The organism is Paenibacillus sp. J22P15, assembly GCF_056269345.1.
In genome coordinates this window covers 64,102-83,206 of the sequence record NZ_JBWDNT010000006.1, presented here as the reverse complement: position 1 = coordinate 83,206, position 19,105 = coordinate 64,102, and the positions used below count along the sequence as shown (strand labels likewise).

19 protein-coding genes and 1 riboswitch are annotated in these 19,105 nt (G+C 44.5%); of the genes, 18 read left to right on the top strand and 1 reads right to left on the bottom strand.

Annotated features, from left to right (window positions below):
• Window positions 1–53: 53 nt before the first annotated feature.
• The 3 genes from AC0YN6_RS15310 to AC0YN6_RS15300 all read left to right on the top strand — a co-directional run bounded on the left by AC0YN6_RS15310 (window position 54) and on the right by AC0YN6_RS15300 (window position 4,735).
• Window positions 54–2,762 carry a stalk domain-containing protein gene (locus AC0YN6_RS15310; protein ID WP_475747865.1) on the top strand — a complete coding sequence of 903 codons (2,709 nt, stop codon included), beginning with the start codon at window positions 54–56 and terminating at the stop codon, window positions 2,760–2,762.
• A gap of 76 nt (window positions 2,763–2,838) precedes the next feature.
• Window positions 2,839–3,999: a sensor histidine kinase gene (locus tag AC0YN6_RS15305; RefSeq protein ID WP_475747864.1), complete on the top strand. Its 1,161-nt coding sequence runs from the start codon at window positions 2,839–2,841 to the stop codon at window positions 3,997–3,999.
• 7 nt (window positions 4,000–4,006) lie between these two features.
• Window positions 4,007–4,735: a response regulator gene (locus AC0YN6_RS15300; RefSeq protein ID WP_475748113.1), complete on the top strand. Its 729-nt coding sequence runs from the start codon at window positions 4,007–4,009 to the stop codon at window positions 4,733–4,735.
• Window positions 4,736–4,867: 132 nt separating this feature from the next.
• Here the strand turns inward: AC0YN6_RS15300 and AC0YN6_RS15295 are convergent, their stop codons facing one another.
• Complete coding sequence (locus tag AC0YN6_RS15295) at window positions 4,868–5,965, bottom strand: LPXTG cell wall anchor domain-containing protein (RefSeq protein WP_475747862.1); 1,098 nt, start codon at window positions 5,963–5,965, stop codon at window positions 4,868–4,870.
• 31 nt (window positions 5,966–5,996) lie between these two features.
• Window positions 5,997–6,080: riboswitch (cyclic di-GMP riboswitch) on the bottom strand.
• A 246-nt stretch (window positions 6,081–6,326) separates the two neighbouring features.
• Here AC0YN6_RS15295 and AC0YN6_RS15290 point away from each other — a divergent pair.
• The 15 genes from AC0YN6_RS15290 to fliT all read left to right on the top strand — a co-directional run bounded on the left by AC0YN6_RS15290 (window position 6,327) and on the right by fliT (window position 18,953).
• Entirely contained in the window at window positions 6,327–6,788 is a 462-nt protein-coding gene (locus AC0YN6_RS15290; RefSeq protein WP_475747861.1) for a hypothetical protein, read from the top strand.
• Window positions 6,789–6,904: 116 nt separating this feature from the next.
• Window positions 6,905–9,034: an ATP-dependent helicase ComFA gene (locus tag AC0YN6_RS15285; protein ID WP_475747860.1), complete on the top strand. Its 2,130-nt coding sequence runs from the start codon at window positions 6,905–6,907 to the stop codon at window positions 9,032–9,034.
• A complete protein-coding gene (locus tag AC0YN6_RS15280) occupies window positions 9,031–9,924 on the top strand; it encodes a ComF family protein (protein WP_475747859.1) in 894 nt (297 codons plus the stop codon). The genes AC0YN6_RS15285 and AC0YN6_RS15280 overlap by 4 nt, the downstream gene beginning before the upstream one ends.
• 104 nt (window positions 9,925–10,028) lie before the next feature.
• On the top strand, window positions 10,029–10,445 hold the full coding sequence (locus tag AC0YN6_RS15275; protein WP_475747858.1) for a TIGR03826 family flagellar region protein: 417 nt from the start codon (window positions 10,029–10,031) through the stop codon (window positions 10,443–10,445).
• A 108-nt stretch (window positions 10,446–10,553) separates the two neighbouring features.
• Window positions 10,554–10,820, top strand: a complete 267-nt coding sequence (gene flgM, locus AC0YN6_RS15270; RefSeq protein WP_475747857.1) for a flagellar biosynthesis anti-sigma factor FlgM — start codon at window positions 10,554–10,556, stop codon at window positions 10,818–10,820.
• An 8-nt stretch (window positions 10,821–10,828) separates the two neighbouring features.
• Complete coding sequence (locus tag AC0YN6_RS15265) at window positions 10,829–11,332, top strand: flagellar protein FlgN (protein ID WP_475747856.1); 504 nt, start codon at window positions 10,829–10,831, stop codon at window positions 11,330–11,332.
• Between the two features lie 17 nt (window positions 11,333–11,349).
• On the top strand, window positions 11,350–12,909 hold the full coding sequence (flgK, locus tag AC0YN6_RS15260) for a flagellar hook-associated protein FlgK (RefSeq protein ID WP_475747855.1): 1,560 nt from the start codon (window positions 11,350–11,352) through the stop codon (window positions 12,907–12,909).
• Between the two features lie 29 nt (window positions 12,910–12,938).
• Entirely contained in the window at window positions 12,939–13,910 is a 972-nt protein-coding gene (gene flgL, locus AC0YN6_RS15255; RefSeq protein ID WP_475747854.1) for a flagellar hook-associated protein FlgL, read from the top strand.
• A 123-nt stretch (window positions 13,911–14,033) separates the two neighbouring features.
• Window positions 14,034–14,426 (top strand): flagellar assembly protein FliW, encoded by a 393-nt coding sequence (gene fliW / locus AC0YN6_RS15250; RefSeq protein WP_475747852.1) that lies wholly within the window; start codon window positions 14,034–14,036, stop codon window positions 14,424–14,426.
• Between the two features lie 15 nt (window positions 14,427–14,441).
• Entirely contained in the window at window positions 14,442–14,666 is a 225-nt protein-coding gene (csrA, locus tag AC0YN6_RS15245) for a carbon storage regulator CsrA (protein WP_475747851.1), read from the top strand.
• Window positions 14,667–14,796: 130 nt separating this feature from the next.
• Window positions 14,797–15,612 (top strand): flagellin N-terminal helical domain-containing protein, encoded by an 816-nt coding sequence (locus AC0YN6_RS15240; protein ID WP_475747850.1) that lies wholly within the window; start codon window positions 14,797–14,799, stop codon window positions 15,610–15,612.
• A gap of 655 nt (window positions 15,613–16,267) precedes the next feature.
• Window positions 16,268–16,678, top strand: a complete 411-nt coding sequence (locus AC0YN6_RS15235) for a flagellar protein FlaG (protein WP_475748112.1) — start codon at window positions 16,268–16,270, stop codon at window positions 16,676–16,678.
• A gap of 28 nt (window positions 16,679–16,706) precedes the next feature.
• Window positions 16,707–18,218 (top strand): flagellar hook-associated protein 2, encoded by a 1,512-nt coding sequence (locus AC0YN6_RS15230; RefSeq protein WP_475747849.1) that lies wholly within the window; start codon window positions 16,707–16,709, stop codon window positions 18,216–18,218.
• An 11-nt stretch (window positions 18,219–18,229) separates the two neighbouring features.
• The gene (gene fliS, locus AC0YN6_RS15225; protein WP_475747848.1) at window positions 18,230–18,655 is read left to right on the top strand and encodes a flagellar export chaperone FliS; all 426 of its coding nucleotides are present in this window, start codon (window positions 18,230–18,232) and stop codon (window positions 18,653–18,655) included.
• A complete protein-coding gene (fliT, locus tag AC0YN6_RS15220; protein ID WP_475747847.1) occupies window positions 18,615–18,953 on the top strand; it encodes a flagellar protein FliT in 339 nt (112 codons plus the stop codon). Before fliS ends, fliT begins: the two co-directional genes overlap by 41 nt.
• The last annotated feature ends 152 nt before the right edge of the window (window positions 18,954–19,105 follow it).

Genomic DNA, 19,105 nt, shown 5'->3' with positions numbered 1-19,105 from the left:
CACTCTTGTAGTCTATAACTATTAGATTATTCGATGGGAGAGTTGTAATTCTAATGAGCAAGTTTCAAAAAATAATAGATCGAAAGTCAGAACGCTTAGGAAAAAGGGTTATTATCGTAGTATTAGGTGGAGCGTTGCTGGTACAGCCATTTGCTGCAATCATGCCGAGCAGCTGGCAGAGCGCAGTAATCGAGCCAGCGGAGGCTGCTGCTGATCCTGTCCTCAAGCTGTCGCAGCAATCATTCATTACGGCAGGCGCTAAGCGTTTGGACTACGTTTTCAATACGACGCGAGGAAACGCAAAGGTAAAAACCGATGTGCATGTCATTGAAATAGATCTAACGAATCCCTATGTATCCTTAAATACGATTAGCGGAAAAAACAATAGCATAGGTCAATTAAACTCAATACTAAATATGACAAAAGAAAACGGAGCGGTAGCGTCCATTAATGCAGATGTATTCGTAATGGGCAATGAAGGTGCTCCGCTTGGCGGACAAGTAGCAAACGGACTGTTGATGTCGAGTCCTGCTAAACTAAAGGGAATGTATGCCTTCTCGGTATCCAAAGACCGCAAACCGATGATCGATAACTATACCTTTAATGGCTCGGTAACGGCAGCAGATGGTTCTGTATTCCCGCTTGAAGGACTGAATCAATCGGCTTATATTCCCGAGACTACAGGCACTAACTTTAGTCATGTCAATATGATGTATATCTATACAAGTGCATGGGGAGGAGTAGAACGTCCGAAAAATTCGGCCTCTACGCCTACGGAAGTGTTAGTTCGCAATGGAATTATTGAGGAAATTTCAATCGACAAGGCGATAGCTGGAAAAGTGCCAGCAGATGGCTACATCCTTCGGTCGCATGGTCTTGCAGCTAAGTTCGTAAAGGAGCATTTACAAGTCGGCGAACCTATAAATGCAGATTATTCACTAGTATCACAAACAACAGGAGCGAAGATTGATCCAAACGCCTTCGAAATGATGGCAGGCGGACATACGCTATTAGTTAATGGGGGAGCAGCGGCAACATTTTCCCGTGATGTTACCGGAGTAAGCGGCTCCTCTTATACTTCTCGTTCAGCGGTCGGCTATTCACAGGACGGGACTAAGGTCTATCTCATTACAAGCGAGCGTTTCGGAGGCAACACAGGCTTAAGCTTGAAAGAACTCCAGCAGGTTATGCTGCAGCTTGGGGTTTATAAAGGAGTCAACCTCGATGGTGGCGGTTCCACGACGATGGTCGAGCGTCCGCTTGGAAGCTATGATTTGAAGCTGGCGCATTCCACCCAATATGGCTCCACCCAAAGAAGCGTATCGAACGGAATAGGGGTATTCACATCAGCTCCAGCGGGTTCACTCAAAGGCATTTCTGTGAGCGGTGCTAACATCATGTTTATAGGGCAGAAATCATCATATGCATTAAAAGGTTACGATACGTACTATAATCCGTTTGAAGTAGACAATACATCAGCGGTATGGAGCTCTGACAAAGCTATTGGAACCTTTCAAGGAAATGAATTCACTGCGACTAAGGCTGGCAAAACGACACTTAGTGTGAAGTCTGGCGCGATCTCAACAAAACAAGAAATCGAAGTGATTGGACAGGATCAAATCACATCACTCTCCATTGATACGACAGCGGGCCAGCTGACAAAAGGAGCCACCATTTCTGTCCCGCTTACCGTAAAGCTCAAAAATGGAAGTTCACACAAGCTAAGCGCTGACTCTGTGAAATGGGAATTTATCGGATTTACTGCTGCTCGTTCTGGCGATACTTTGACCGTACAATCCGTTAATCCAGGAGCGACTCTCGGCTATGCTATTGCAAGGTATGACGGCTATCCAGCGATGATTCCCTTCACCCAAGGCGAGGCAGTCAGTACCTTTGAGAATTTCGAAAAATCGACCTATCCAATTACATCACAGGTCACGCCTGCTGATACGACAACAGGAAGCGTGAGCTTAGTTTCGGATTTCGCAGGACAAAAGTCGGCAAAAGCATTGAAGGTGGATTATGATTTCACAAATGGCACTGGAACAAAAGCATCTTATGCAGTGTTTAATACAAATGGCCGTACAATTGAGGGTTCTCCTACTTCGATGACGGTCGATCTTTACGGAGATAACAGTCTAAACTGGGTTCGCGCAGAGTTTATCGATGCGGACGGCAAAGCGCATCTCCTCGACCTTGCCAAGCAGCTTGATTGGAGCGGCTGGAAAAACGTGAAGATGAATTTGTCATCTGCAAAGATGAAATTCCCAGTCAAACTGAAAAGAATATATGTTGTGACCATTGCAGAAGGCCAGGATGAACGAGCAGCTACAGGTTCGATCGGACTAGATAACATGATGCTGCAATATCCGCCTTCCGTAACGGTTGATACAAAAACTAAGGTCGTAATGACTGTAGGTAAATCAGCAGCGACAGTGAATGGTAAAGCGATTCAGCTCGATTCGGCGCCAATTGTGTTGAATGGAACGACATTTGTACCGGTGCGATTCGTATCCGATGCCATGGGAGCCAAGTTGTTATTTGACGGTAAAACGGGGCAAGTTACAGTTCTTCGGGGCAATAAACTGATGGAAATGACACTCGGTAAAAAGGATCTTATTTTAAATGGTACGCTGCAATCGTCAGAAATAACTCCAATAGTTCGTAATAATCGAACGTTAATTCCAGTGCGCTTATTTTCGGAGAAACTAGGCCTTAAGGTCGGGTATGACGGGAAAGCCAAAAAGATTACCATCGATTAACGGTGGACGAAAGATATCCAATCTGTGGTATGATAGAGTGGATTAACCTTTAATATAGAAAGGTTGCCGATCTGCCGTGGACCATCTTACAGTCGATATAAATCGAGTTATTAAAAATGCAATTGAAGTGATGGAAGATAGTAAATACCAGATTTATGAAATATGTGAATCAGCGCGTACGGAGCTGGAATCGCTCGAGCAGGAGCTTGAAGTCGTGCTTCAAGAAACGGTGAAGACGATAGATAAGGTTGATCAGCTCGAGCAGGACTATCGCCGTGCGCGTATAAGGCTGACAGAAGTAAGTCGGGATTTTGTGCGTTTTAAGGAAGAAGACATTAAGTCTGCTTATGAGAAGGCTACACAAATCCAGTTGGATTTAATGGTTTACCGCGAGAAGGAATCCTATTTGAAGGCGCGTCGGGATGACTTGCAAAAACGTGTTCGAAATGTGGAAAATTCAATTGAACGTGCTGAAACGATTGCTTCACAAATAAATGTTGTGCTTGAATATTTATCGGGTGACCTTAATCAGGTTACACGTATTATTGAATCTGCCAAAACGAGGCAGCTGCTCGGCTTAAAGATTATTTTGGCCCAAGAGGAAGAGCGTAAACGGATCGCTAGGGAAATCCATGACGGACCAGCGCAATCACTCGCCAACATTGTACTTCGAACAGAAATTGCAGAACGTATGCTAATCAAGCAGGAATTTGTAATGGTACAGGAAGAATTAGTAGATTTGAAAGGACAAGTTCGTTCCGGTCTAGAAGAAATTCGCAAAATTATATTTAATTTGCGTCCAATGGCTTTGGATGATTTGGGACTTGTACCGACTCTTCGCAAATTCACGCAGGATTTTGAAGAGAAAACAAAAATACATACCGTATTCGAGCTGATCGGAAAAGATTCTCGGATGCCCTCTGCAATGGAAGCGGCGATCTACCGCCTAGTTCAAGAAGCTTTTACCAATGCACTTAAGCATGCGAGCGCTTCTCATATATCGCTCGAAATTAACTATCAGCCACAGCATATTTCACTCGTCATTCAAGATAACGGTGTTGGTTTTAATAGCGGTTTAATTGAGCAGGATGCTACTAGAAACGCACACTTTGGATTGGTAGGAATGAGAGAACGCATTGAGCTGATTGAGGGAAGGATGGATATAGACTCAAATCCCGGTAGAGGGACGAAAATTATAATAGATATACCTACTACTGCCGAATCTAGAAAGGAGTAAGATGATGATGACCCAAAGAGTTGCAAGCAATGTGAATACAATCAAAATTTTACTTGCGGATGACCACCAGCTTTTTCGAGAAGGACTAAAGCGAATTCTGAATATGGAAGACGATCTTGAAGTCATCGGCGAATGTGGAGATGGGATTCAAGTTTTGGAGTTCTGCAATCATACCATTCCTGAAATTGTCCTGATGGATATTAATATGCCAATCGAGAACGGTGTCGTCACGACAGAACGTTTGAAAAATATGTTTCCTGATGTAAAGGTTATCATTTTATCTATCCACGACGATGAGAGCTACGTATTCGAAACCCTTCGAAAAGGGGCTACCGGTTATCTTCTGAAGGATATGGAGGCGGAGTCGCTCATTAATGCTATTCGTTCGGTTGTCCAAGGACATGCTTATATCCATCCTAAAGTAACAGGCAAGTTGATTAATCAGCTTCGTCGCATGACGTATTTGGATGAAATGGGCATCGTGTCCGGAGCAGCTGCTGCTCAAGAGCCGGGAGTGAAGTTCGTTGCTGGCGATGAAAGTCCGCTCACTCGCCGCGAGGCAGAGGTATTGAGACTTATGGCAGAAGGCAAAAGCAACAAGCTTATTGGGGAGTTTTTATTTATTAGCGAAAAAACGGTTAAAAACCATGTGAGCAGCATTTTGCAAAAGATGGAAGTTGATGACCGGACACAAGCTGTTATTCAATCGATTAAATACGGATGGGTTACGTTATAGTAACCTTTTCGCTTATTATTTATATATCGAGGAAATACCCGTATCGGTTGATGCGGGTTTTTTGTGCTGTAAAAAAGAGAAAACACTCCTAAGCTGCTTATTAAGCAGTCTAGGAGTGCGAAGTTGAAGTATCTACCTTCTATTTCTTTGCTTACGGAGATTGAGGAAACCGACTGAAAGAGCGAATGCGCCGATAAGATAATATGGAATCGGACTGGATTCACCTGTTTTTGGGAGGGTACTTAGCGGAACTTGATCCTCCTCTACATCAATAACGGTATCGATTGGAGGCTCACCCTCTTCACCAACTCCGCCCACTGGCGGCTCTTCTTCATCTATTTCGATAATTGGCGTTGCCTCAGGGGATGGCGTAGGTGACTGGGTTACCGTAGGAGTTGCAGTAGGTGTAGCTGTAACTGTAGGTGTGGACGATGGTGTAGATGATGGCGACTCAGAAGGAGTAGTCACAGGTGTAGACGATGGTGTAGGTGAAGGCGACTCAGAAGGTGTAGTCTCAGGTGTAGATGTTGGTGTAGGTGAAGGCGACTCGGAAGGAGTAGCCACAGGTGTTGATGTTGGTGTAGGTGAAGGCGACTCGGAAGGAGTAGCCACAGGTGTAGATGTTGGTGTAGGTGAAGGCGACTCAGAAGGAGTAGCCACAGGTGTTGATGTTGGTGTAGTAGTTGGCGTTGGAGTAGGTGTAGGAGTAGTAGTAGTACAACTACTATTAAGCTTCACCTTCCAGGCTACAGCTCTGCTGCCGTGAGCATTTGAACCTAACTCGAGAAGCAAATCTCCACTGTAGATGTCTAATTGATAAGGCAAGCATGCTGGGATATCAATCGTGACGGTATACGTACCGGCTTTAGGATAAATAAAGGATTGTCCGTCATAGTGTTTTTGTAAGTGGTATGGAATTGTTGTATCGCCGGGACTTGCAACCCAGTCATCTGGACTTACATAAGATGAGAAACTGACTTGAACGCAATCGATTTTTGTCTTAAAGGTGGCAGTAGCTGTTCCGTCGTTATTATCTACGATGTTGGATTGTGCTTTAGGGATATCATCTCTACTGGTTGAAAATTGCTGGCAGCTATTCTCATTTGAGGGCACGGCTGCAGTTGTTTCTTGATTGTTTACGCCTTCTGCAAGAGCCAGGGAACTAAGCGTTAGCGAGAAAATCAGTAGGAGTGCTAAGCCCATTAACAATTGTTTTTTATAATAGCGCATTTTTCACTCTCCTCTTAGATAGGTAGTGGAGTTCTAAGAGGGCCGGTTACACTACTAGCTCCATATAATCCAAGTGTCCAGTTGCAGATTATATTTCATCGCTTCCCTGGTTATGATGATTGTAACAATCCACCTCTTCCTTTCTATATGCGTGAATTCCTTAAATATGTAAAGATTCATAATAAAATGATAACATATACCGTAGATTGCTCAAGGGTGTTTCTTTGTCATAAAATGACTGAAATTAGGAGAAAAAAGGGGACACTTTTTGACACAACGCACATTTTGTCATCTTGTCCAGAAGCAGCGGAACCAGTGGGCTCTTCATGGCATATAGTGTCACAAAGAGGAGGTGGCCGCCATGTTTGAAGTTCTACTACTTATTGTTGGCTGTTATGTTTTGGCTGCATTGTCGGTGCATCTGGCGTATCGAATTTGGCGAGTGCGACAGAAATCGAGCAAGCATTACGTGCTTGTTGCGGACGTCCGGCAAAAAAATATGGAATGGTATGTACGATCGCTGTTTTATTTCTCCAAGCGAATGGGCAAGAATGTTCGATTGACGATTGTTGATCAAGGGGTAACGGATGAAACACTAGCTATTGTTGAACGACTAACCAGAGAAGGCAATGAGGTCATAGTACACCCTAATGGAAATGGTTCACTAATCACAAACGATGATGGTAAGCGTTTACAGAAAAAAGGTGTAGATGGAACCCAGCTGCTGTGGCTGCTGCAGGCAGAAGGGATTGTATCGCATTCCGATCATGCAGTGCTGGTTGATTTGCAAAACCCAGCTGATTTGTCGAAAATGCCATTTTAGTATATACTTTGCGGTAATGAAATAATTGGAGTGAAGCACACTCAATGGCGCGAACTGCGTCGTTGGGTGTGCTTTTTTTTGTTTTTAGGTACGTATCGTGAAGGGAGCGGATGAGAATGAAGGCTCAGGTATATGTTGTGGAGGTATGCGGATGCTGGAAGGCTTGGGTGACCATAAATGCGAAAGTGGACAAGCAATTTTGGATGAATGGGGCATTTGATGAAGCGGGTTGTGTTAATGAAGAAACTGCGGATGAAGGCTGGTTATTGCAAGAGGCGCTCCCGCTCGGTGTTGCCTGCCTTGCAGTAGAACTTTGGGACAAGGCTGCTGCTCCAAGCCACGGAATTAAAAGAGCTGTGCATAAAGAGTTAAACGAAGAAACAAGGCGAAATGCTAGTTTGGAGGCAATACAGCTGTTGATGATATGTGTGGCGGAGGCGAAGGCTGAAGGAGGGAGAACAGAAGGACAGGCTGGGCGCGTTCGAAGTTTGAACGGGGGAGTGAAGAGAGGTGAAAATGATTACAAAGCTAAAGGTTTTGGTTATTGGCAGCGCTGGGGCGGTCGGAGGAATCGGCAAGGAGCAGCTGATGCTGAGCGTATTTCTGAATTGGCAGAGCGGTGGGTTCGGTTCGGGGTTTCGGATAGCGGGCGAGAGCTTAGCGCAGCGGAGCTGGGAGAAATCGCGGCAGGGGCGAAGATTGCCGCGGATATGATGCAGGGACGTGCGCTATTGCGAAGCGAGGCACACGCCCTGTTAGCTGGCGCAGCCTGTCCCGGTGCCGAAGCTGGCTGGAGCGGTGTGCTCCAGCTTGCTTCGCTGCTCGGGCGGGTGCGCCTCAGCGGATCAATCGCCGCAGGTAACGGCGGGCGATTGGACGTTTTTTGGCGCCGTAGGCGTGAGCGCAGCTGTAAGCGCTGCGGGAGCGGTGAGGCGCAGCTGTATCGCACGGCATGTGCTGCGTGCGGGAGGCAGTGCGCCTATTGCATGGCGTGCATTGGGATGGGGCGGAGCCGGGAGTGTGAGCTGCTCGTTACGGGGCAGCGCAGCGGGTTGCTATTGGCAGAAGCGAGCGCAGGCAGCTCTGCAAAGGTAGTAAAGCCGGTTGTATATGAACAGCGGCTTAATAAATGGGAGCTTAGCCCGGCGCAGACGGCGGCAGCGGCAAAAGCACTGCAGTTCGTGGAGGGGCCGGCAGGGGAACGTTCTTTATCAAAGGCGGAAAATCCGAAGCAGGTGAGGGAATTTCTCCTCTGGGCCGTCACGGGAGCGGGCAAGACCGAGATGATTTTTCCGTTGATAGAATCTGTGTTGCTCCGGGGAGGCAGGGCGCTTATTGCAACGCCGCGCCGCGATGTTGTGATCGAGCTTGACCCGCGCATTCGTAAAGCTTTTCCAGAGGCTTCTGTCGTTACTTTGTATGGCGGCAGCGAGCAGCGTTGGGAGAGAGGAGATATTACACTTGCTACAACCCATCAGCTTCTGCGTTTCTATCAGGGTTTTGACCTCGTCGTTGTGGACGAGCTCGATGCTTTTCCTTATGCTGGCGATCCACAGCTCCATTTTGCAGCTGATAAGAGCTGTGCACCTGGGGCTGCTCGATTGTTATTGTCAGCTACGCCGCCAAGTGAACTACAGCGAGCGGCCAAATATGGCAAGCTTCCTCATGCTAGAGTTCCTGTACGTTATCATCGCCATCCGCTGCCAGTACCGAATCTTCTTCAAACACCGACTGTGAAGCAGATGCTTCAGCAGCGTAAGCTGCCATCAAAGCTATTAACCGTCATGCGATCATCGCTGGAACGTAATGCTCAGTTATTTGTGTTCGTTCAGCAGATTACACAAACCGAACCTATGGCAGCTTTAATACGAGCGGCACTCTCACATTCTGCTGTATCTGCAACCTCCTCGCAGGATGCAGAGCGAACAGAGAAGGTGCAGCGTTTTCGCTCGCGAGAGATTCGGGTGCTTGTCACAACTACTATACTAGAGCGGGGAGTGACCATTCCCAAAAGCGATGTGTATATTTTGGATGCAGACGGGAGGCTCTTTGACGAGGCCTCCTTGGTACAAATGGCAGGAAGGGCTGGGAGAAGCGCGGAGGATCCGTTTGGCCGCGTCTACTTTTGCAGCCGCGATCGCAGCAGGCCGCAGCAGCTTGCGGTGCAGCACATAAAAAAAATGAACCGCATGGCTCGCAAGCAAGGCTACCTGCTCCCCAAAGTCAAAGGAGGCTCGCCCAAATGACCGTCTCGCCCAGAGCATGGCTCCAGCGTCTTCAATCCGCCTTCACCACAGCCGCGCAGCTGCTCGCTCCCCACTCTGCCGCATGTCTCCTATGCGGCAAACCGCAAAGCGAGGCTCGCAGCGCGAGCAGCTACAACAACCCGAAGCTGACGCCCCAGCTTCGACATTCCCTTTGCGGAGCGTGCCTCTCCGCAATCCCATGGCTCACCCGCATCGCCTGCCGCAGATGCGGGCGAGGTATCCCATGCGAAGACTGCATACGTCGTCCGCATGGCGCATTCATAATGAACCGCAGTGCGGTTCATTACAATCCAGCGATGAGGGCGATGCTCGCCCTCTATAAATATAGGGGCAACGAGCAGCTTGCCCCTTTGCTTGGGGAGATGCTGCTCCCTGTTTTCGAGGCAATGACCGCTGAAATCATCCATCAGTCTAATGCAGCTAACAGTCACATCAAGAAAGGGAAAATAAAAATAGCGCATTGCTGGGACGCCATTACCTATGTTCCAGTCAGTGAAGAGCGAGCAGCAGATCGAGGCTTCAATCAAGCAGAGCAGCTTGCTAGTCATATTGCAGTGCGACATCGCTTGCCTCTCTTGCAGCTGCTCATTCGTTCTCGTCACCCCGAGAAGCAAAGCTTCAAAACACGTTCAGAAAGAATACGTGATTCCAAATCCCTGTTTGACATTAAAGCAGATGAGCTGCGCGTCATGATTACTCATCCAGCACGCTCTGTTGGCAAAGATCAGCTAAACCACAGATCCTATCGCATTCTTTTGATAGACGATATCTATACGACAGGCAGTACAGCGGAAGCTTGCTCTGAAGTGCTACATCGTAATACAGAGCTGCCGCTCGATATCTATATATTGACCTGGGCTCGCTCCTAAATGATTGCCAGCTCGTAGAGCAGCAAACAGATTCATAGTGAAAAAGTTAATGTTATCGATTAGAATATAACTAATAGCTTTACAATATAAGGGGGCTCAGAGCGATGAACCTAGATAATTGTCCTCGCTGCGGTAAGCTTTTTGCAAAAAACTTTAGAGACGTATGCCCGGTATGTATACGAGAAATAGATAAAGAGTATGAACTTTGTGCAAATTATTTGCGTGAGTTTAGAGGCTCGATTATTACAGAGGTATCTGAGGCTACTGGCGTTTCCATTAAACAGATCACGAAGTTTATCCGCGAGGGTCGTATTTCCATCATGAACGCACCGAATATGTCTTATCCTTGTGAATCCTGCGGAACGCTCATTCGTGAGAATCATCTATGCGATAGTTGTCGCCAACGCCTTGTAAAGGACAAGAACCAGATGTTCGAAGACTTGACGAGGAAAGAACAATTAAATTCGTCACAAAATGCAGCAGGGATTTACAAAGGTTTAGAAAGATATAACGATAAATGATTTAAGTTTATATTTGATCTTCTATAAAATTTCACTTGACTCGAGCCGATAATACTTGTAAAGGTAATCGGCTTTTTTAGTTCCTGTAAATAATGAGGTGGGTAAACAATGAAAATAAATGAGACGAATCGTATTGGCGCGCTTAATCCGTACCATAAACAAATGGAGTCCAGAATCGGTGGACCAGACAAAGCAAAGCAGAAGGACGAGGTTCAAATTTCTGCTGCTGCCAAGGAATTGTTATCGACAAGCAAGGCAAGCGGAGCGGACAGAACAGAACATATTGAGCAGCTTAAGCGTGCGGTAGCAACGGGCAACTATCATGTGGAAGCTGGCAAGCTTGCCGAGAAGCTGCTTCCCTATCTGAAGGAGTAGTTCACTAAATGAACGAGTATATCCAGCAAATCATAGCGATTTTGCGTGAGCTATTAGACGAGCATCTGCAGCTCATTGAGTATGGAAATGCGAAGACGTCGGCAATTACGGTAAGTCAGGTCGAGACTCTCTCATATATTTCGAGCAAAGAGAAGAAGAGCCTTCAGCGAATTCTGGATCTGGAGCAGCAGCGGGTTTTTATGATCGGAAAATATATGCTGTCCCAGAAGCTGACTTCTCACCGTTCATTCAAGATGGAGAAGTTGATACAAGCGGTCTATCATGTTGAGGAGAAACAGCAGCTTCAAACGATATGGGTAGATTTATCTGCGGCGCTTAAGAAGCTTCAAGATATTAACGATTTTAATCAGCAGCTTGTCAAAATGAATCTCGATCATTTGCATTTCACAGAAGACCTGCTGTTCGGTCCGGAAGAAAATGAAGCAACCTATCATCGTGATGTACAGGGCTTGGTTGCTAAGCGCAACAGCCGATTCGAAACGAGGACGTAGAGAGAGGGCATGATACAATGGCATCAACATTTCATGGTTTAGAAACAGCACGACGCAGCTTGTTCACCACACAATCTGCTCTCAATACAACAGGTCATAACATCTCGAATGCCAATACGCGCGGTTACTCACGACAAGTGGTTAACATGACTGCTTCCCGGCCTATTGAAGCAGTAGGATTCTCTAAATCAGTAGCGGCTGGTCAGCTTGGTACAGGTGTTGAGGCGACTTCAATTACACGTATTAGAGAAAAATTTCTAGACAATCAGTTTAGAAATGAATATAAATCACTTGGCAATTTCTCCGTCCAGTCAGATACGCTTTCGAAATTAGAAGGCATTGTCAATGAGCCAAGTGATACGGGCATGAGATCACTAATCTCGAATTTCTTTAATTCTTGGTCGGACTTGAGTAAAAATCCAGAGAATGCTGACGGTCGGAAAGTCATTGCTGAACAAACGCTGGCAATGGTCGATGCTTTTAATTATACAGCGAAGCAACTGGGTGATTTGAAAGCGGATTTGGGCGAGAACGCACAGATTAATCTGGATACGCTCAATTCGATTACAACGAGTATCGCGCAATTGAACGGAGAAATTAAACGAATCGAAAGCCTGGGCGATAACGCTAATGATTTAAGAGATCAGCGTGATTTACTTACGGATGAGCTATCGGGGCTAGTGAACATTCGAGTAGAAGATCAAGAGAGTGGCTACCGAATTACAATGGGGGATATCGAACTCGTTCAAGGGACAGCTAAGAATGATTTAGATATGGAAGCAATAAACAACGCATTTGCATCAGGCGATCTTAATAACGGCGCGATTCACGGTACGATTTATGCTAGGGACCATTATGTAGAGAACTACATTAGCGAGCTTGACAACTTGGTGCAGACGATGGCGAATGGTGAATTCGAAGTTACGCTTCCTAAAGGCTCGGTCTTGCCGAGAGGTACCGTTCTCAATAATATAACCTACACAGACGCGAATCGTACATTACAAGAAGATACGATTGTTACGGTGAAAGGCCTTAATGGTTTGCACCAGTTAGGTTACACATTAGGTGGATCAGAACCGGGATTGCCGTTATTTACGGACAAAGCAGGCGGGACAGCAGGCCTAAATGCCGGTAACATTACTCTTAATCCAGCCATAGTAGCCAACTCCAATTTAATTGCCAGCTCTATGCGTACGGAGACGAATGCGGATGGCACAGAAACTACGATCAGCGGGAATAACTCATTGGCCGTGCTTTTCTCACAAATGAGAGACGTTCGCTTTGACTTTGATGCAGGTACTGGGGAAAACAAAAATACGGTAGATGCATATTTCCGATCAGTTGTCGGACAGCTTGGTGTACAAGCTTCTGAATCCACTCGGATGCTAAATAACCAGCAAACGATAGTGGATCAAGTGGATTCTCGCAGACAATCCGTCAGCGGTGTCTCGCTCGATGAAGAAATGTCGAATATAATCAAATTTCAGCATGCCTATAATGCAGCTGCTCGGAATATGACCATGATTGATGAAGTTCTTGATCGGGTTATTAATTCAATGGGCAGGGTTGGATTGTAAAATTAAGAGGAAGTTGAAGGTGATATACGATGTCATTACGCGTCACGCAATCGATGATGAACACGCAGTTGCTGCGAAATGTTTCAAACAACCTAGTGCGAATGAATAACTTGCAAAATCAGCTATCGACAGGTATGAAAATTAATAAGCCGTCGGATGACCCAGTAGGCATTACGTTCTCACTTCGTTATAGAACAGAGCTTGATTCGAACAACCAATACTTAGACAATGTAAGTTCTTCTTTATCTATGCTTGAGTACACGGATTCCACAATTGGTCAAGCGGGTGAAGTGATGGCGCGTGCGAGAGAATTACTTGTACAAGGCTCCAATGGCACGCTTGAGCAAACAAGTCTTACTGCGATAAAAACAGAAATTTCGCAGTTATATAATCAAATGGTTGAGATCAGCAACAGCCAATTCAACGGAAAACAAGTTTACAATGGTGAAAATACGAATGTTAAGCCATATCCGGCGACAACGCTAGAGGAAACAGCAGATATAAATGCTGTACCTCCTAAGCTGAAAGCTTATCAAGTAGCATCGGACAGCGGTTCCATTAAATATGAGCTGTCTCCAGGGATGAGCATGGCGACTAATATTACGGGCAATGAAGTTTTTGGTGAACAGGTGGATCCAGCTGCGAGTGTAGAGGATATGAATAAGAGCGACAATGTTTTTCTATTGCTGCAGCGTGCTTTTGATTCGCTCGGTTCAGGTGACCAAGAGGGTGTTTCAAATCTGCTTGGACAAATCGATAGCCGCGTAAGCAAAATGCTGACGACGCGTGCAGAAGTCGGTGCAAGGATGAATCGTGTTGAAATTATTCAAAACCGACTCAGTGAGGTTGATATTAACTTGCAAACCGTGCTATCCAAAACCGAGGATGCAGATATGGCTGAAGTCATTACGAATATGAAAACAGAAGAGAATGTGTACCAGGCTTCATTATCAGTAGGTGCACAAATCATTCGTCCGAGTCTTGTTGACTTCCTGAGATAATGGGAGTCTGAACGGCAAAACACTAATTTATTTAATTAAAGACTATAGACAGTATGCATATGGCAGACTAGGTCTATAGTTTTTATTATTTCATGTGTACAGTTTAGCTTAGGAGGTTATTATATGAGTACAGATTTGACGGTCTATCAGTTTGAGCATGGAATTCCAGGGTTCGAGAACTTGCATGAGTTTGTATTTACAGACGTAGAAGACGGCCTTCCGGTGAAAATCATGAAATCAGTAGAAGACGAGGGTATATCGTTGTTGGTTGCAAGCCCGTTTTTGTTCTATCCCGAATATGAGTGGAGATTGCATGATCCTTCTAAGAAAGAGCTTGATATTTCTAATGAAACGGACATTGAAATATGGTCTATCGTAACGGTACAGGAGGATCCATCACGTTCAACCATTAATTTAATGGCACCGATTGTGTTGAATACCAATAAAAAAGTAGGGAAGCAGCTGATCCTTCACGACAATACCTATAGCACACGCGCCCCGCTTATTCGAGAATAAGGAGGAAGTCATGCCATGCTTGTATTATCCCGCAAAAGCAACGAGTCTATTGTAATAGGCGGCAACATAGAAATCATGATCCTCGGTGTTGAAGGCGATAACGTCAAATTAGGCATAAAGGCACCGAGAGAAGTAGATATATACCGCAAAGAAATCTATCTGACCATTCAAGCTGAGAACCGTGCAGCGGCAGCGAGTCCACTATCTATAGAGGATGTTTCAAAATTATTCAAAAAATAATTTTTTTAAAGCTATAAACAAATGAGGAAATCTGTCGATATATATATTAGCACGATAACTGGACGGCCGACCTTTTATCGGAAGCCCCGCAAGGATGCGGGAATTCGAAAATTTCAAGGAGGAAATAACAATGATTATTAACCACAATATCGCAGCTTTGAACACACACCGTCAGCTAGGTGTAAACAATGCAGCTACTAGCAAAAACATCGAGAAATTGTCTTCTGGTCTTCGCATCAACCGTGCAGGTGACGATGCAGCTGGTCTAGCAATCTCCGAAAAAATGCGTGGTCAAATCCGTGGTTTGGATCAAGCTTCCCGTAATGCTCAAGATGGTATTTCCATGATTCAAACAGCTGAGGGTGCTCTTAACGAAACTCATAGCATTCTTCAACGTATGCGTGAATTATCGGTACAATCTTCCAATGATACTAACGTACAAGCTGATCGTGATGCACTAGATGAAGAATATCAAGCATTAGTGTTAGAGATTGACCGCATCTCCGATGAAACAGAGTTTAATACTCAAAAACTGTGGGATGGTACTACAAATACAGTTGATTTCCAAGTTGGCGCAAATGGTGGGCAAAAAATTAGTTTTACTTTTTCTAATGCTGACGCTGCTACGCTTATGGGAGCTGCAGCAGGTGATTTGAAATCGAAAGCCAATGCACAAACTGCTCTTGGTATTATTGATACTGGGATTACAGCTGTCTCTACATTACGTTCCAAGTTAGGTGCTGTGCAAAACCGCTTGGAGCACACTGTTAACAATCTGGGTACTACATCTGAAAACTTGCAGGCTGCTGAATCTCGTGTTCGTGACGTAGATATGGCAAAAGAAATGATGAGCCAAACGAAGAACAGTATCCTTGCACAAGCTGCACAAGCTATGCTTGCACAAGCGAACCAACAACCACAAGGCGTACTTCAATTGCTTCGTTAATCATAGCGATTTACAAGGAGATCCTAGACTATCTAGGGTCTCTTATTTTCGTTAAGGATTACTCTTGTAAAAACTAGTAATACTTTGCGAGAAGTTCGTAAAGTGGATATTCATATGAAATTTGGGATTGTATTTTGTGGTCATTGTATCAGTTTATTGCTAATCAGCGGGTATGAGACGTTCTCTACCTTAAAATGTCTTGAGTGGCAATGAAGCAGAATTTAAGATTGGCAAGGTTATGGTAGATCCGGGTGAGGTAAACGTACAAAATTTGATTGACATGGTCAAAAAAGAGGCATGTATACCTGAGAACTAAATCTGTGGAGAGTCCATAGCCAACAACCGTGAAGCGTACTTTAATTGCTCCGTTAATCTTAACGAAAACCAAGGAGGTCCTTGTCTACCTAGAGTCTCCTTAAACATTCCATGGTACTTTAATTATTGAACATAAATTTGTAGCTGTGAAAGTAGTGTGATAATTATATTCAATGATGAGGAGAGCGAATATTGGTGTGTAACTGAGGAGGTTTTTCCAATTTTTATGAGTATCAAGGATGCACATAAAGGCAATCTAATTGCTTCATTTTTCTCTAATCATTCGCTAATTATGAACCGATAAATAAACTAGGACTATAAAGTTGGAGGCTGTATCGTGATGAACATTAATTCATCAATGGGAGCAAACGGATTCACTAATCGCGCAAGTTTAGGAAGTAAATCTATTGAGCCAGATATAGATCGCGTAAGGGACACTTCATCTCACTCATCTGAAACGATTACTACTATCACGAGTTTAGGAGACCTCAAGAGAGCGGAACTGCGCGGTGAGAACTACACGGTAAGTGACGAACAAATTGTGAAAGCAATTGATCGTGCTATCAAGGCTATGCAAGGAAAGGCAACAAGTCTGGAGTTTACCGTTCATGAGAAGACGAGAATGATTGCGGTAAAGGTGCTCGATAGTGAATCGGGGGAAGTGATTCGTGAGATTCCACCAGAGAAATCATTGGACTTTGTTGCGAAGTTATGGGAAATGGCTGGATTGTTGATTGATGAAAAGAGATAGGATCTATTCTGAGAAAGAGGTGTGAGTTATGCGAATTAGTGGTCTTGCTTCAGGTATGGATACAGATGAAATTGTTAAAAAGTTAATGGCTGCACAGCGTATCCCTATGGATAAGCTAACACAAAAGAAGCAGTTGCTTGAGTGGAAACGCGATGATTATCGTACGCTAAATAAAAAAATACTTGATTTGAAAAATGCAGCGTTTGATATGAAACTGCAGTCTAGCTACAGTGCGCCAAAAGTAACGTCCTCACAGGAAAACGCAGTGACGGTAACGGCTGGTAAGAATGCAAGTGAAGGACAATATTCTATCAAAGTTGAATCACTGGCATCTGCAGCATCCATGATGTCAGAGAAATTTGATCCCGAAACTACAGGTGCGACAAAGTTGGTGGGACTTGGAGAAAATGGAAGTGGGATATTAGAGCTTACAGGTATCGGTGAAGCGGTAAAGATAGACATCACATCTGATACTACCATTGATGAATTGATTGCGAAGGTTAACAGCAAATCAGGTACTACTGGCGTAAGAGCAGTCTACGATGAAAAAGTGGATCGATTATTTTTCTCAACTGCCAAAACAGGTGAAGAAAGTGCGATTAAATTAGAGCTCACAGGTGGCCCTTCTGGAGTAACACTCAATGATGTTTTGAAAGTTAAAACGGAAACGGAACCGGGAAAGGAAAACACAGCATTAGCAAAAGGAACAGACGCGATCGTATATTTGAATGGCAGTCTCACACCGGATAAGTTTTCAACAAATTCGTTTAGCGTTGCTGGAATAAATTTCACCGCGAAGCAAACAACGGGCGATACGGCGGTCAATATTACCGTAACAAAGGATGTCGAGGCCGTCTTTGATAAGATCAAAAATTTTGTCGACAAATATAATTCCCTTCTTGATGATGTGAACAAGGAGATATCGGAGAAACGTAATCGTGATTTCCAACCTTTGACGGCTGAAGAGAGGGAAGCGATGTCCGAAGAGGAAATTAAGAAGTGGGAAGAGCAAGCAAGGAGTGGCATGTTAAGGAGTGATACGTTGCTGTCCAACGGTATGAGCTCTATGCGCGTCGCTGTGGCAGGCTCTATAGAAGGATTACCTATCTTGGCATCTATTGGTATTTCAAGCGCAAATGTAGTCGGCTCCACGATTAGCGGCAGTTACTTGGATCAAGGTAAGCTTTATATTAACGAAGGTAAACTTAAAGAAGCTTTAGCTAATAATCCAGATCAAGTAATGGCAATATTCACTACAGACGGGGCAACTGAAAAAGAGGATGGTATTGCGACCCGTTTACATGAGAAAGCATCTGCCTTATTCTCACGAATAACAGAAAGAGCAGGAACGGAAACTTCACTTGAAAATAAATATGAGCTTGGGAAATCAGCGAAACAGATCAATGATCAAATAACAAGATTAGCGCGTCGATTAGAAGATTTAGAAGCCCGTTATTATAAGCAGTTTACAGCTATGGAGACCTATATGAATAAAATGAACTCCCAAAGCTCATGGCTTGCTCAGCAATTCAGCTCGTAGGAGGATGACATATGCAGATGCAACAACGTAATAAATATCTCGAAACTACGGTTCAGACAGCAACGCCGGCTCAGCTTCTCATTATGCTGTATGACGGTGCCATTCGTTTTTGTCGTCAGGGTATTAAGGCGTTGCAAGAAAATAACTATACAGAGGCAAACTCGAACTTGCTTAAAGCTCAAGATATTATTAGCGAGTTCATGATAACCATTGACCGTTCATCTCCAGTTGCTGACGGGTTGCTTCGATTGTATGAATATTTTAATATGCTGCTCATAGAATCGAACATCAAGAAGAGCGTAGAACCTGCCGAAGAAGTGCTTGCTCATCTGATTGAGTTAAAAGAAACTTGGTTCCAAGCAGCAAAACAATATAATCAATTGGCAGGTCAATCGAATGGAAATGCTTATGCTGCGTCTCATTCAACTGTCGGCTGAGTTAGTAGAGAAAATTAATAGCTGTGAGCTTGAGGATATGGAAGAATATATGATGGAGCGTGATCAGATTTTTGCTGAGCTTCAACAGTACTCTCCTACTGACGAGCAAGCAGCAGCATTACGCCCCTTAACACAGCGTATCCTCGAATCGGATACCGTTATTACCGGCAGAATGACGGAGCTATATAACGAGGCTAGCGATGAGATTGACAAGATTAATAAAGGCAAGCGTTCAAAAACGATGTATCAGTCAGCATATGCTGGCGATGATAGTTTGTTTTTTGATACAAAGCAATGAAACATAGTTTTAACATATACACTAATAATGAACCTGCGAATACCTGTATTTTTCATACGGATATGGCAGGTTTTTTTGTTTTGTTGTAAAGGACAACGGGAGTTATATATGACGAAAGTTAGTTTTCACAATGTATAGCGCCGACTGTTTCT

What these genes read in the sequence shown, in the direction of transcription:
- AC0YN6_RS15280 (WP_475747859.1), top strand. Translation starts at nt 9,031, where the DNA reads ATGACCGTCTCGCCCAGAGCATGGCTCCAGCGTCTTCAATCCGCCTTC.
- AC0YN6_RS15235 (WP_475748112.1), top strand. Translation starts at nt 16,268, where the DNA reads ATGAACATTAATTCATCAATGGGAGCAAACGGATTCACTAATCGCGCA.
- AC0YN6_RS15290 (WP_475747861.1), top strand. Translation starts at nt 6,327, where the DNA reads ATGTTTGAAGTTCTACTACTTATTGTTGGCTGTTATGTTTTGGCTGCA.
- flgL (WP_475747854.1), top strand. Translation starts at nt 12,939, where the DNA reads ATGTCATTACGCGTCACGCAATCGATGATGAACACGCAGTTGCTGCGA.
- flgM (WP_475747857.1), top strand. Translation starts at nt 10,554, where the DNA reads ATGAAAATAAATGAGACGAATCGTATTGGCGCGCTTAATCCGTACCAT.
- fliT (WP_475747847.1), top strand. Translation starts at nt 18,615, where the DNA reads ATGGAAATGCTTATGCTGCGTCTCATTCAACTGTCGGCTGAGTTAGTA.
- AC0YN6_RS15230 (WP_475747849.1), top strand. Translation starts at nt 16,707, where the DNA reads ATGCGAATTAGTGGTCTTGCTTCAGGTATGGATACAGATGAAATTGTT.
- AC0YN6_RS15265 (WP_475747856.1), top strand. Translation starts at nt 10,829, where the DNA reads ATGAACGAGTATATCCAGCAAATCATAGCGATTTTGCGTGAGCTATTA.
- AC0YN6_RS15295 (WP_475747862.1), bottom strand. Translation starts at nt 5,965, where the DNA reads ATGCGCTATTATAAAAAACAATTGTTAATGGGCTTAGCACTCCTACTG.
- fliS (WP_475747848.1), top strand. Translation starts at nt 18,230, where the DNA reads ATGCAGATGCAACAACGTAATAAATATCTCGAAACTACGGTTCAGACA.
- AC0YN6_RS15285 (WP_475747860.1), top strand. Translation starts at nt 6,905, where the DNA reads ATGAAGGCTCAGGTATATGTTGTGGAGGTATGCGGATGCTGGAAGGCT.
- csrA (WP_475747851.1), top strand. Translation starts at nt 14,442, where the DNA reads ATGCTTGTATTATCCCGCAAAAGCAACGAGTCTATTGTAATAGGCGGC.
- AC0YN6_RS15310 (WP_475747865.1), top strand. Translation starts at nt 54, where the DNA reads ATGAGCAAGTTTCAAAAAATAATAGATCGAAAGTCAGAACGCTTAGGA.
- AC0YN6_RS15240 (WP_475747850.1), top strand. Translation starts at nt 14,797, where the DNA reads ATGATTATTAACCACAATATCGCAGCTTTGAACACACACCGTCAGCTA.
- AC0YN6_RS15300 (WP_475748113.1), top strand. Translation starts at nt 4,007, where the DNA reads ATGACCCAAAGAGTTGCAAGCAATGTGAATACAATCAAAATTTTACTT.
- flgK (WP_475747855.1), top strand. Translation starts at nt 11,350, where the DNA reads ATGGCATCAACATTTCATGGTTTAGAAACAGCACGACGCAGCTTGTTC.
- AC0YN6_RS15275 (WP_475747858.1), top strand. Translation starts at nt 10,029, where the DNA reads ATGAACCTAGATAATTGTCCTCGCTGCGGTAAGCTTTTTGCAAAAAAC.
- fliW (WP_475747852.1), top strand. Translation starts at nt 14,034, where the DNA reads ATGAGTACAGATTTGACGGTCTATCAGTTTGAGCATGGAATTCCAGGG.